Genomic DNA, 12,920 nt, shown 5'->3' on the forward strand with positions numbered 1-12,920 from the left:
GAAACGGCGGGCGGCCCCGGGTGGACACGTCTGTCCACCCGGGGCGCCGCGGAACGGTCTGGGTCAGTTGCAGGTGGTGACGGAGAGACCGCTGTCGCCGCAGAGCAGCAGGCTCGCGCTGGAGCCGCCGCCGGTGCGGTCGGCCGGGGCCATCTCGAGGCCCTGCAGGTCGAGGAGCGCCATGTCGATCAGTCCTTTCGAAGGTGGTGCGGTGGATGGGGGTCAGTTGCAGGTGGTGACGGAGAGACCGCTGTCGCCGCAGAGCAGCAGGCTCGCCCTGGAGTCGCCGCTGGTGCGGTCGGCCGGGGCCAGCTCGAGGCCCTGGAGGTCCAGGAGTGCCATGTCGAATCACCTCCTCCCGTCGGTTGGCGGGTCGTGGTCGCCCCCGCGGCCGCGGGGGAGTTCGGGCGCGCCGGCCAGCGGCGCGAGGAAGGGCAGGGTCGCCGGCTCGTCGTGCCGCGCGCAGGCCAGCGCGAGCAGCACTCCGGCGGCGCCGGTGCCCAGGTCCATGGAGAGGCGCAGCAGCTGCTCGCCGGGGAAGGCGGTCCCGCCGCCGTACGGCAGGGCGTGCCAGCCGAGCCGGCGTAGCTGTGTGTCCAGCTCCCGGCGGCTGTCTGCGTCGCCGAGCGTGGCCAGGTACGCGATGATTCCGGCCCGGCCGGCGAAGAGGCCGGACTGCGCGTAGAACGGGGACCGGGCGGCCCGGCGTGCCCCGGCGCTGGCCTCGGCGAAGCGCTCGTCGGCGCGGTGGCGCAGGTACTGGTCGAGGACCAGGCCGATGCCGACGCCGCCCTGCCCGAGGTACGGCATGGTGCGCCAGCCCTCGTTGACCTCCAGCGCCCCGTTCGGCCGGACCACGCACCGGCGCAGGTCCTGCCGCAGCGCGGTGGCGGCGTGCTCCAGCAGCGCCGGGTCGCCGGTCAGCTCGTGCATCCGCACCAGCAGCAGCGCCGCCCCGGTGCGCCCGCGCAGCAGCCCCGCGTACGGGTGCCGGCCGCCGCTGATGTCCGGGCCGGGGTCGTCGGCGAGCCGGTCGAGCACGGCGGCGGTGATCTCGTCGGCGGCGTCGCGCAGCGCGGTCTCCCCGGTGCGCCCGGCCAGCTCGGCGAGGTTCAGGGCGATGCCGGACAAGCCGTTGGCCAGGCTCAGGTCCAGCTCGGCCCACGGCTGGCGCAGGCAGACGTCGAGGACGTCGAGGGCGTCGGCGCGGCGGCCCAGGTGTTCCAGCGCGTACGCCACCCCGTGCAGGCCGTCGTAGAAGCCGATCCGGGTGCCCGACGCGGGGGCGGTGGCCCGCCGCACGAGCCACTGTTCGTGCTCGGGGAACCGGCCCGCGCCGCTGACGGCGAGGGCGTGCAGCACCCCGGCCGCGCCGTGGGCCAGGTTGAGCCCGCCGCTGCGGAACTGCTCGATGTCGCCGGGGAAGAGCCGGTCGTCGCGGTGCGGCGTGGCGCTGGCGAGGATCGCGGTGGTGATCCGCCGGCGCGTGCCGGGCCAGTCGCCGGTCGCGTCGAAGGCGTCGTCGCCGCCCGCCTGTGCGCGACTGGTCACGGTGTCCCCGTCGCCGCCGGCGTCCTCGCGTCGGCCGGCGCCGGTGATCTCGGCGACCGCCTCGGCCAGCCACCCGCGGGGCACCGGGAAGCTCTCGGCGACGATGTCGGCGAGGTGGGCGGCCTTGTCCGGGGCGAGCCGGACGAGCTGGGTCAGCGGGAGGAACAGCGCCAGGCGCAGGCAGGCCAGCGCGTACCGGTCGACGGCCGTGCCGGTCCGGTCGTTCGGCGCGGCGAACCCCTGGTTGCGCAGGCCCGGGCGGCGATGCCCCTCGATCGGGGCGGCGACCTCGAAGTCGACCAGGGCCACCCGGTCGTCGGGGCGGACCATGATGTTGAACAGGTGCAGGTCGCCGTAGACGAGGCCGCGCTCGTGGATCGCGGCGACGATCGCCTCGACCTGCGCCAGGACGTCGCGCGCCCAGCGGGCGTACTCGGCCCGGTCGGCGTCGGTCGCGTCGGCGTCGATCAGCGGGTACTTCTCGACGACCACCTTGTTCAGCGACCGGCCCTCGACGAACTCCAGGGCCAGGAACCGGTGGTCGCCGATGGCGAACTCGTCGTGCACGGCGGGCACCTGGGGCAGGTCGGCGAGCCGGCGCAGCGCGGCGGCCTCCCGGGCCAGCCGGGCCACCGCGTCGACGCCGTCGGCGTCGAGGCCGGCGTGCGGGCGGGCCTCCTTGAGCACCACCTGGGCGTCGGTGCGCAGGTCCCGGCCCACGTACAGGCCGCCGCCGTTGGAGAAGTGGATGACCTTCTCGATCTTGTACGGCACCTCGGTGGTGCTGGTGGCGTTGCGGGCGGCCAGGTGCGGGGCCAGGAAGTCCGGCAGGGTCACCCACTCCGGCAGGTGGAACACCGGGTCGCGGCGGTCGGGCACCAGCGTGCCGGAGGCGTCGGCGATCGCGGGGACGACCTGCCCGTCCGGGGAGAGACAGTAGCGGCGGGCGAATCCGCCGTAGCGCACGTGCACCGGCCCGGCGCCGTAGCGCAGGTCGCTGAGGATGTACGGCCCGGCCTCGCCGGCGAGCAGCGCGTCGAGCTCCTTGCAGGCCAGCTCCAGCTCGGCGGTGTCGTGCGGGTAGACGGTGACGAACTTGCCGCTGGCCGACCGCGACGCGTACTTCGAGTTGCGCAGCAGCAGGGTGCGCGGCCCGCGCAGGAACTTGAACGACAGCCCGCGCGGCACGCAGTAGTCCCACACCGCGTCGAGGACCCGCTCGGCGTTGTCGAGGGTCGCCGACACGTGGATCTTCCAGCCCTGCTGGGGCAGCGAGCCGCCCTCCGGCGCGTGGATCAGCCAGTCGTCGAGCGGCTCTCGACGCCAGCCGGCCGGCACGTCCCGCTCGGCGGCGGCGAACGCCGGCTGCGCGACCGCGCTGCCCAGCGAGTCGTAGAAGAGCCGGTCCGCGGCGCAGTAGTTGTCGTAGCGCTCGTCCACCGTGACCCCCTCCGCGATCTCGGCCGGTTCCGTTGCCCGGCGACGGATACGAGTCTCGTGGACCGGACCCGTCCGCCCCCAGTGCAGTTAGTCATGACCGTGGATGCGGCCCGCACGGCCCGCGATGACAAAAGTCACCGGCGACCCGTGCTGCCTCGAAAGAAAGAACCGGCCGACGCCGCGGGGGCGTCGGCCGGTTCCGGGAAACCGCGGGCCGGTCAGTCGGTGGCGTGCCGCTGCGCCCGGTAGCGGGCGATCAGGGCGCGGGTCGACGAGTCCAGCCCGGACAGGTCGGCGTCGTCGCCGGTGAGCAGCGGCGCGAGCTGGTTGGCCATCACCTTGCCCAGCTCCACCCCCCACTGGTCGAACGGGTTGATGTCCCAGATCGCGCCCTCGGTGAACACGATGTGCTCGTAGAGCGCGATGAGCTGGCCGAGCACCGCCGGGGTCAGCTCGGCGGCGACGATCGAGGTGGTCGGGTGGTTGCCCGGCATCACCTTGTGCTCCGCCAGCTCCGCCGGGGTGCCCTCGGCCTCCACCTGCTCCCGGGTGCGCCCGAACGCCAGCGCGGCGGTCTGCGCGAAGAAGTTCGACATGAACAGGTCGTGCATGTCATCCAGGTCGTGCCGGGGCCGGCTGAACCCGATGAAGTCCGCCGGCACCAGCCGGGTCCCCTGGTGGATGAGCTGGTAGAAGGCGTGCTGACCGTTGGTGCCGGGCTCGCCCCAGAAGATCTCCCCGGTGTCGTACGACACGCGCGTGCCGTCCAGCGTCACCGACTTGCCGTTGCTCTCCATCGTCAGCTGCTGCAGGTACGCGGGGAACCGGTGCAGGTACTGCGAGTACGGCAGCACCGCGTGGGTCTGCGCGCCCAGGAAGTTGGTGTACCACACGTTGAGCAGCCCGAGCAGCGCCGGCACGTTGCGCTCCACCGGCGTGGTGCGGAAGTGCTCGTCGACGGCGTGGTAGCCGGCCAGCAGCTCCCGGAACCGCGCCGGCCCCACCGCCAGCATCACCGACAGCCCGACGGCCGAGGGCAGCGAGTAGCGCCCGCCCACCCAGTCCCAGAAGCCGAACATGTTCGCCGGGTCGATGCCGAAGTCGCGTACCCGCTGCTCGTTGGTGCTGACCGCGACGAAGTGCCGGGCCACCGCCGAGGTGTCGCCGCCCAGGCCGGCGAGCAGCCAGTCGCGGGCCTGCCGCGCGTTGGCCAGGGTCTCCTGGGTGGAGAACGTCTTCGACACCACCACGAACAGGGTGCTCGCCGGGTCCAGGTCGGCCGTCGCCTCGGCGATGTCGGTGGGGTCGATGTTGGAGACGAACCGGCAGGTGATCCCCGCGTCCCGGTACGCCTTCAGCGCCTCGTACGCCATCACCGGCCCGAGGTCGGAGCCGCCGATGCCGATGTTGACCACCGTGCGGATCCGCTCACCGGTGTGCCCGACCCACTCGCCGGAGCGGACCCGGTCGGCGAACGCCGCCATCCGGTCCAGCACCGCGTGCACGTCGGCCACCACGTCGCGGCCGTCCACGGTCAGCGCCGCGCCCGCCGGAGCGCGCAGCGCGGTGTGCAGCACCGCCCGGTCCTCCGTGGTGTTGATGTGCTCCCCGGCGAACATGGCCGCGATCCGGTCGGTCAGCCGGGCCCGCCGCGCCAGGGCGGCGAGCAGGGCCAACGTCTCGTCGGTCACCAGGTTCTTGCTGTAGTCGACGTGCAGGTCCGCCAGCTCGCCGGCCAACCGCTCACCGCGGTCCGGGTCGGCGGCGAACAGGTCGCGCAGGTGCGCGTCCCGCAGCTTCTCCGCGTGCGCCGCCAGCGCCCGCCACTCGTCGGTGGTGGTGATCTCCTCGGCCATTCCGGCTCTCCTCCCGCACCTGCTCACAACCGTTGCGCGGCCGTAACCGTACTGCGTGCGCCCGGCCGCCCGGGCCAGCCTGCCACCAGCCGGGACGTGTCGCACCCCCGGCGCGCGCATCGCCGCCGCCCGTCCGGCCCGGCGGCGAACCTGTCGTACCCCGGGGGCATGATCTTTCCCAGGACGGGCGCTGCGGGGCCCGGTTCCGGCGGGCCACCGTGCTCCGCCATCCCCCTGTCGTCGCGCGCCGGCCCACGGCCGGCGCCCCAGTCGGCGCGCCCGCGGGCGCACCGGTTACGGAGGTCGCAGTGCCCCAGACGCAGCACGCACCGTGGGAGCGGCGCAGCCTCGCGCCGGTGCTGCCCGCGGTGCGTCCCCGCAAGCTGGCGAAGGTCCCCTTCGTCGAGCTGGCGGACGGCCGGTTGCAGGGGGTGGTGTCCAGCGGCTCCGACATCGAGCGGGTCTACGTCTCCTCGATCGCCGCCGGCAGCCACGCCTTCCACTGCTCCACCAACAACAACCGGCCCTGCGGCGGCCTGCGCGGCGCGCCCTGCAAGCACCTGCACGCCCTGCTCGACGAGGCCGTCCTGCAGTACGGCGTCGCCCGCGTCGCCCGCTACCTGCGCATCGACGCGCCCGACGGGGCGCAGACCGGCGGCGACCTGCTCCGGGGGATCGACGGCCACCACGAGCCCACCCCGGCGGCGGTCGTGTTCAGCCGGTTCCTGCGCCACCTGGCCTACCTGGAGCTGCCGGCGGCCGACGGGCCGCTGCCCGAGCTGCACTGGTTCCCGGCGACCGGGGCGGGCCGCTGATGCGCGGGGCCCAGCTCACCGCGCTGGTCGACGCCGCGCCGGCCGGCGTCGACGCGGCCCTCGACGTGGTCGCGGGCCTCGACGACGCCCTGGTCGCCGGCCTGGCCCGCCCCGGCGAGACGCAGCTCGCCGCGCTCGGCGACGTCGCCGCCGCCCTGGCGGTCACCCCGCTGGGCGGCCGGGTCGCCGAGGCGGTCGCGCAGGTCACCGCCGGGGCGCCCGCCGCCGAGCACCTCGCCGCCCTGGCCGGGGCCCGCGCCGCCCTGCTCGGCGCGGCCCACGACGCCCTGCTCGCCGCCGCCGACGCCGCGCTCGGCCGGGAGCGCGCCGCGCCGCCCGCCCCGGCGGCCGGTCCGCTGCCGGACGGGGCCGCCGCCCCGCTGGCCGCCGCCCGCTCCTGGCTGACCGAGCTGGCCATCACCGGCTGGCGCGGGGTCGGCCACGACCTGGCCGCGGCCGGGGGCCGGCCGGTCGAGGCGACCCTCGCCGTCGCGCCGCTGCGCCGCCTCGCCGTGCTCCTCGACGGCCTGGCCGGCGAGCTGGCCGCGTCCTGCCCGGTGGCCACCATGCCGGCGGTGCCGGCCCGGCGCTGGGCCGACCTGTGGGCCCGCGCCGTGCTGCTCGCCCAGGACACCGCGGGCGTGGCCGACCCGGCCGCCGCCGAGCGGGTCTCCGGCCGGCTGCTGGTGCTCGGCGTCGACGTGCACGAGCACGCCACCGCCGTCCAGGTGCAGGTGCACGGCGTCCTCGAACCGTCCGGCGGCGCCCCGGCGCGGCTGGTCCGCACCGCCGTCGCCGCGACGAAGGTCGACACGATCGTCGGCCCGGCGCTGTGGCGGCTGCTCGCCGACCACCCCGTCCTGCTGGCCGCGCTGGCCGAGCGCCGCGCCCTGGAGGTGACCGACCTGCCGCTGGCCGGCGGCGACCTGTGGTGGCGCGACGGGCAGGCCCGCGCCGGCGAGCCCGCCGACCCGTTCGCCACCGCCCGGGTGCTGCTGCCCGCCGCGCTGGCCGCGCCGACGCCCCCGCTGGACCGGCACCCCGTCGCCGTCGCCGAGCCGGTGCTGCTGGAGGGCTACGCGGTCGACACCACCGGCGACGACGTCCGGCTCACCGTCGACGGGGCGAGCATCGCGGTCGACATCGACCGGCTGCCGACCTGCGGCCCGCTCACCCCCGCCCTGGTCGCCGCCTCGACGGCCTGCCTGGGCCTGCTGCGCTGGGACGCCGGCCGGTGGACCGTGCAGCCGCTGGCCGTGCAGAGCACCGTCAAGCGGGCCACCGTCGCCGCGCACACCGGCGACTGGGCGCAGGGCCCCACCGACGCGAAGGTCGCCAAGGCCGAGGCGAAGGCCGGCGACTCCGTCGCCGTGCTGCGGGAACGCGCGGGACGGCTGCTGCGCCGATGACCACGACCCCCGACACCCCGCAGGGCACGCCCGCTCCCGGGCCCGGCGACGCCGCTGCGGGCCTGCCCGTTCCCGGGTCGGACGACGCCGCGCGCGCGCCCGTGAACCCTGACGCCAACCGCCGGCAGGTGCTCTACTGGCGGCTGCTGGCCCGGCTCTTCGACCCCGAGGAGCAGCCGGCGCTGGAGGCGGCGAGCGTCGCCGTCGTCGACGACCTCGGCCTGCCGGCCGCGCTGCTGGACCCGTCGGTCTCCGTCGACACCGTCGTGCAGCGCTTCCCCGACCTGGCCGGCGAGCTGACCGGCCTGCTCACCCCGCCCGAGCCCTCGCCTGGTCCCGAGCCTGCGGCGGGTGCGGGGTCCGCCCCGCCCGCGGATGAGGCGGTGCCACCGGGCGACGGGCCCGCCCCGCCGGCCGGCGGCGCGGAGGTGCGCCGGGCCGCGCTGGTGTCGAAGCTGCTGCTCAACGTGTTCGCCACCGGCGGCGGCAGTGTCAGCGCCACCCAGCTCGCCCGGTGGCAGTCCGACGCCGGCTGGTTCGAGCGGGCGCTCGGCTGTGAGCCCGGCGACCTGCGCCGGCAGGCCGGCAACGGGCGCGACGGCGGCGGCCTCGGCGGGGTGCTGGCCGGCCTGGAGGGCGACCTGGTGCGCCGGATGCACCTGCGCGAGGTCCTCGCCGACCCGAAGCTGGCCGCGAAGCTCACCCCGAGCATGTCGCTGATCGAGCAGCTGCTGCGCGACAAGTCGAACCTGTCCGGGGTGGCGCTGGCCAACGCCAAGGCGCTGATCCGCCGGTATGTCGACGAGGTCGCCGAGGTGCTGCGCACCCAGGTCGAACAGACCAGCGTCGGCACGATCGACCGGTCGGTGCCGCCGAAGCGGGTGTTCCGCAACCTCGACCTGGACCGCACGATCTGGAAGAACCTCACCAACTGGAGCCCGGAGGACCAGCGCCTCTACGTCGACCGGCTCTTCTACCGGCAGACCGCCCGGCGCACCACCCCGGCCCGGCTGATCGTGGTCGTCGACCAGTCCGGCTCGATGGTCGACTCGATGGTCAACTGCACGATCCTGGCGTCCATCTTCGCCGGCCTGCCCAAGGTCGACGTGCACCTCATCGCGTACGACACCCGGGCGCTGGACCTGACGCCGTGGGTGCACGACCCGTTCGAGGTGCTGCTGCGCACCAAGCTCGGCGGCGGCAACGACGGCCCGGTGGCGATGGCCATGGCCCGACCGAAGATCACCGAGCCGCGCAACACCGTGCTGGTCTGGATCTCCGACTTCTACGAGTTCGACCGCTCCCAGCCGCTGTTCGACGGCATCGAGGCGGTGCACCGCTCCGGGGTCAAGTTCATCCCGGTCGGCTCGGTCAACAGCTCCGGCACGCAGATCGTCAACCCCTGGTTCCGGCAGCGCTTCAAGGACCTGGGCACCCCGGTCATCTCCGGCCACATCCGCAAGCTCGTCTTCGAGCTGAAGAACTTCCTCACCTAGGAGACCCCTGACATGTCCGAGATGTTGCGCGCCCCCGCCGAGGTCACGTTCGCCGAGGAGCTGGCCTGGCTGGAGTCGGTCGACACCGACCCGAAGCCGTTCTCGTGGCGGCTCAGCCCCCGGATGGTGCGGCTGTTCGTCCTCGGCTCCGAGCGGGCCGACGGCCTCGACCGGGAGGTCGCCCAGAAGTGGTTCGGCGACCGCAGCTTCGTCGAACGCGCCATCGTCACCCTCGCCTCAGACCGGGGCCTGCTGCTCATCGGCGACCCGGGCACCGGCAAGAGCTGGCTCGCCGAGCTGCTCGCCGCCGCGATCTGCGGCAACTCCACCCTCGTGGTGCAGGGCACCGCCGGCACCACCGAGGACCACATCAAATACTCGTGGAACGTCTCCATGGTCATCGCCAAGGGGCAGTCCCGCGAGTCGATGATCCCGTCGCCCATCATGACCGCGATGGAGCAGGGCGTCATCGGCCGCTTCGAGGAGCTGACCCGTTCCACCAGCGACGTGCAGGACGCCCTGATCTCCATCCTGTCCGAGAAGTACGTCGCCATCCCCGAGCTGGACGCCGACAACATCGTCTTCGCCAGGCCCGGCTTCTCGATCATCGCCACCGCCAACAGCCGCGACCGGGGCGTCAACGACCTCTCCTCGGCGCTGAAGCGGCGGTTCAACTTCGTCCGCATCCCCGTGGTGACCAACAAGCGCAGCGAGGCGGAGATCGTCCGGTTCCGCACCGAGGAGCTGCTGCGCCGGCACCGCATCGAGCTGGACGTCCCGCCCACCCTGCTGGACATCCTGCTGCAGAGCTTCGCCGACCTGCGGGCCGCCGCCGCGTCGGCGACCAGCGACGACGAGAAGCTGGAGTCGGCGCTGTCCACCGCCGAGCAGATCGGCGTGCTGGAGGACGCCATCCTGCACAGCCAGTTCTTCGGCGACCGCACCCTGCGCGCCGAGACCCTCGCCGGCTCGCTGGTCGGCTCGCTGGCCCGGCGCAGCCCGGAGGACCTGGCGATCCTCAACAAATACCTGCACGGCGTGGTGGAGCCCCGGGCCAAGGCCGACGGCGGCCCGTGGGAGGGCTTCCTCGACGGCGGCCGCCAGGCGATCGCCACCCTGTCGTGACCGGCCCGACGACCACCCCGCCCGGCGCGGCCCCCGGGGTGCACCCACCCTCCGTCGTCGCGCCGGTCCCCACCCCGCCCGCCGGCGTCGCTGTCCCGCCCGCCGGCGGCCCCGGCGCGTTCGACGCGCTGCGCGGACAGCTCACCGACGCCGCCGCGGCCTTCGCCGGCAGCCCCGGCGCGCTCGCGGAGATCCTCACCGGGATGATCGACGATGTCGACCGGGCGCTCGGCGAGCGGCTGGAGATCTTCCCGGTCTGCCACCACTCGCCGGCCTCCGCCCTGGCGATGGCGCGCCGGCTGCGCGCCAAACGACCGAAGGTGATCTACCTGGAGCTGTGCGAGGACCTGCAGCCCCTGCTGGGGGAGCTGCGCAACTGCCGCCTCCCGGTGGCCGTGCAGGCGTTCGCGTCGAAGCTCGACGGCTTCCCCGCCGAGTGGGCCCCGCTCAGCGTCGTCGCCCCGATCACCGAGGCGTCGGCGGAATACCAGGCCATCGCGTACGCGCTGGAGACCCCCGGCGTGGAGCTGGTGCTGGTGGACCGCTCGGTCGACCACGTCTTCCAGTGGGCGCCCCGCGACCCGGCCGAGGGGCCGGCGGGCACCCCCGACGCCCCGGCCGCGGCCGAGGAGGAGGCCGCGCTGCACGGCGACGCCGTCGGCGTGGAGATCGGCGACCTGCGGCCCCGCTTCGCCGAGCTGGAGGCCTACCTGCTGCACCACGGCAAGGTCCGGCACTGGTCGGAGTGGTGGGACCAGTACGTCGAGCAGCCCCTCGTCGCCGCCGACCACGAGACGTACCGGCAGGTGATGGTCCTCATCGGCAGCCTGTTCCGGCGGCTGCGCCCGAGCGACGCCGACCGCCTCGACCGCGACGTCGAACGCGAGCGCTACATGTGGACCCGGATGCGGCAGCACCTCGCCGACTCCGGCGTCGACCCGACCGACTGTCTCTACGTCTGCGGCGCGTTCCACGCCGCGAGCCCCGTCGAACAGTTCGGCACCGGGCCCGACGCCGCGCCGTACGAGATCAGCCCGCGCACCGCCACCCGCTGGCTGTACGGGCTGATCCCGTCCAGCCACTCCGCCATCGAGGCGCAGTTCGGGCTGGCGCCCGGCTCGGTCTCGATCGCGGCGGCCACCTGGGCCAAGGCGGTGTCCCGCTCCGGGGTGACCCCGTTCCGGCTGGCCGGGCAGGCCGGCGGCAGAGCGGCGAAGGGCCGGGCCCGCAGGGCCACCCCGGCCGAGGCCGCCGACGAGCCCGTCACCGATCGACTGTCGGGGTTCCTCGCCCGGCCGCCGGTCCTCGACGAGCTCGACGAGGCGGAGCTGCGCGGCTGGTGCGTGGACATCGTCCGGCTGGCCCGACGCAACGGCTACCTGGCCAGCACCGCCGACGCGATCGCCGTGTTCGAGACGTCGATCCTGCTCGCCGGGCTGCGCAACCGGGCCCGGCCCACCCCGTACGATTTCGCCGACGCGGCCGTGACCTGCATCGAGAAGGACGTGGTCCCGGGCCGGCGCGACGTGCGCCGGCTCTGCGAGATCCTGCTCGGCGGCGACCGCATCGGCCAGGTCGGGTACGACGCCCTGCCCCCGCTGGCCCGCGACGTGCTCGACCGGCTCGCCCCCCTCGGGCTCGACCTGGACAAGCGCACCATCCAGCGGGCCCTGCTGGACCTGACCGCCGACCCGGCCGTGGCCGGCTGCTCGGACCTGCTGTGGCGGCTGCGCCACCTGCTGCCCCGCGACGCCGTCCGCCCGATCATGGGGGAGCGCCGGCTCGGGGAACGGTCGACCCAGGAGAGCTGGGACCTCGCCCTCGGCCGCAACCAGCGCGCGCTGATCGAGCTGGGCTACGAGGGCGTCACCGTCGAGCAGGTCCTGGAGCAGCGGCTGCGCCGCCGGGCGTGGGGGCCCCGGGCCACCGCCGCCGTCGCACTCGAAGCCGTCGAGGACGCGCTCCTGCTGCTCGACGGCCGCCGGCTCGTCGACGAGCTGGGCACCCGGGCGGTGGAGCTGCTCGCGGCCGAGCGCACCGTCGACGAGGCCCCCGAGGTGCTGCGCCGCATCCGCCGGCTGCTGGCCCACTACCGGGCCACCGAGCCGACCCTGCCGCCCTGGTGCGCCGCGTTCGTCACCACCGGGTACGCCCAGTACTGCACGCTGCTGCCCACCGCGTTCGTCGACGCGGAGACCGGGGTGCGGCAGGTGGGCGCGATGCTCGGCTTCCTGTTCGGCATGGAGAGCCTCGCGCTGTCCCTCGGCTGCGACCGTACGCAGCTCGAACTGGCGGTGCGGCAGTCCCGGCCGGAGGCGCCGGCCCGGGTGGCGCTGCACTGGGCCGCCCAGCACCACCTCGGCCTGCTGCCCCTGGCGCAGCTGCGCGCCCGCAGCGCCGAGCTGCTGGCCAACCCGCTGGTGGTGCCGTCCTTCCCGCAGTACCTCAGCGGGTTCGTGCAGGCCCTGGAGCCCGTGCCCGGGCTGGCGCCGTTCGTGGTGGAGGTGATGTCCACGGCGTTCGCCCGGCTGCCCGACCCGGTGCTGCTGCCGTGGCTGCCGACGTTGATCACCACGCTGCGCGCCCAGGCCGGCGAGCTGGTGCCGACCCTGGTCCGCGAGGCCGGCCGCACGTTCCCGGCGGCCCTACCCGTCCTGGACGCCTGGGTGCCCCCGTGGGCGCCCCGGCCGGCGGGCGGGTCGGCGGCGGGCGGGTCGCTCGCCCCCGGGGCGCTTGTCCCGGGACCGGTGACGGCGGGATCGGCGGCTGTCGCGCCCGGCCCGCTGGTCGACCTGCTGGCGGGCCACCCGGCGACCTGCGACGCCGTGGCGGAGCTGCTCGGCTGCGCGGGCGGCTGGACCCTCGACCCAGCCGTCACCGGCTCGGGCGGCCCCGGGCCGGGCGGGACCACCGGTGCGGGCGGGACCGGGCCGGGCGGCTCTGGACCGGGCGGCCTCGGGCCCCCCGGCCCCGGCTCGGCGGTCGCCGTCGGGGCCGGGGGGCTGCTCACGGCGTACCCGGCCACCGCCGACGCGCTCGCGGCCCTGCTCGCTCCGCCGGCCTGACCGTTCCGACCCGGGCGGCCCGCCCGCCGCTCGGTCCACGCCGCCTGGTCCATGCCGCCCGGTCCACGCCGCCCGGGCGACGAGCCGGATGATCGACTCCATGTCGGCGACATCGGGGCATCCCCGTCGCAGGACACCCCCGTGTCGCCGACATGGCGAGCCC

Annotated in this window: 8 protein-coding genes and 1 pseudogene; 5 read left to right on the forward strand and 4 right to left on the reverse strand. The window is 75.1% G+C overall.

Annotation, left to right across the window (positions count from 1 at the left end; genetic code table 11):
* Window positions 1-63: 63 nt before the first annotated feature.
* From LPA42_RS23315 to pgi, 4 genes are all read right to left on the reverse strand, one after another.
* Entirely contained in the window at window positions 64-183 is a 120-nt protein-coding gene (locus LPA42_RS23315) for a SapB/AmfS family lanthipeptide (protein WP_043963346.1), read from the reverse strand.
* A 39-nt stretch (window positions 184-222) separates the two neighbouring features.
* On the reverse strand, window positions 223-342 hold the full coding sequence (locus tag LPA42_RS23320; protein ID WP_074476205.1) for a SapB/AmfS family lanthipeptide: 120 nt from the start codon (window positions 340-342) through the stop codon (window positions 223-225).
* A gap of 6 nt (window positions 343-348) precedes the next feature.
* Window positions 349-2,991 carry a class III lanthionine synthetase LanKC gene (gene lanKC, locus LPA42_RS23325; protein WP_077937740.1) on the reverse strand — a complete coding sequence of 881 codons (2,643 nt, stop codon included), beginning with the start codon at window positions 2,989-2,991 and terminating at the stop codon, window positions 349-351.
* A gap of 218 nt (window positions 2,992-3,209) precedes the next feature.
* On the reverse strand, window positions 3,210-4,847 hold the full coding sequence (pgi, locus tag LPA42_RS23330; protein ID WP_077937741.1) for a glucose-6-phosphate isomerase: 1,638 nt from the start codon (window positions 4,845-4,847) through the stop codon (window positions 3,210-3,212).
* A gap of 356 nt (window positions 4,848-5,203) precedes the next feature.
* On the opposite strand from pgi, the gene LPA42_RS23335 reads away from it, so the two are divergent.
* From LPA42_RS23335 to LPA42_RS23355, 5 genes and pseudogenes are all read left to right on the forward strand, one after another.
* Window positions 5,204-5,662, forward strand: a complete 459-nt coding sequence (locus LPA42_RS23335) for a hypothetical protein (protein WP_096761647.1) — start codon at window positions 5,204-5,206, stop codon at window positions 5,660-5,662.
* Complete coding sequence (locus LPA42_RS23340) at window positions 5,662-7,071, forward strand: hypothetical protein (RefSeq protein ID WP_077937743.1); 1,410 nt, start codon at window positions 5,662-5,664, stop codon at window positions 7,069-7,071. Before LPA42_RS23335 ends, LPA42_RS23340 begins: the two co-directional genes overlap by 1 nt.
* A gap of 101 nt (window positions 7,072-7,172) precedes the next feature.
* A complete protein-coding gene (locus LPA42_RS23345) occupies window positions 7,173-8,567 on the forward strand; it encodes a VWA domain-containing protein (protein ID WP_228986866.1) in 1,395 nt (464 codons plus the stop codon).
* 12 nt (window positions 8,568-8,579) lie between these two features.
* Complete coding sequence (locus tag LPA42_RS23350) at window positions 8,580-9,692, forward strand: AAA family ATPase (protein ID WP_077937745.1); 1,113 nt, start codon at window positions 8,580-8,582, stop codon at window positions 9,690-9,692.
* Between the two features lie 128 nt (window positions 9,693-9,820).
* Window positions 9,821-12,541 (forward strand): annotated as a pseudogene (locus LPA42_RS23355) (hypothetical protein); the annotation flags it as partial.
* Window positions 12,542-12,920 lie beyond the last annotated feature (379 nt).

Source organism: Micromonospora sp. DH13, assembly GCF_020873825.1.
Lineage (GTDB): Bacteria > Actinomycetota > Actinomycetes > Mycobacteriales > Micromonosporaceae > Micromonospora > Micromonospora haikouensis.

Bases quoted from the DNA above. Each gene is read 5' to 3' on its own strand.
- LPA42_RS23315 (WP_043963346.1), bottom strand. From the start codon at position 183: ATGGCGCTCCTCGACCTGCAGGGCCTCGAGATGGCCCCGGCCGACCGC.
- LPA42_RS23320 (WP_074476205.1), bottom strand. From the start codon at position 342: ATGGCACTCCTGGACCTCCAGGGCCTCGAGCTGGCCCCGGCCGACCGC.
- pgi (WP_077937741.1), bottom strand. From the start codon at position 4,847: ATGGCCGAGGAGATCACCACCACCGACGAGTGGCGGGCGCTGGCGGCG.
- LPA42_RS23340 (WP_077937743.1), top strand. From the start codon at position 5,662: ATGCGCGGGGCCCAGCTCACCGCGCTGGTCGACGCCGCGCCGGCCGGC.
- LPA42_RS23350 (WP_077937745.1), top strand. From the start codon at position 8,580: ATGTCCGAGATGTTGCGCGCCCCCGCCGAGGTCACGTTCGCCGAGGAG.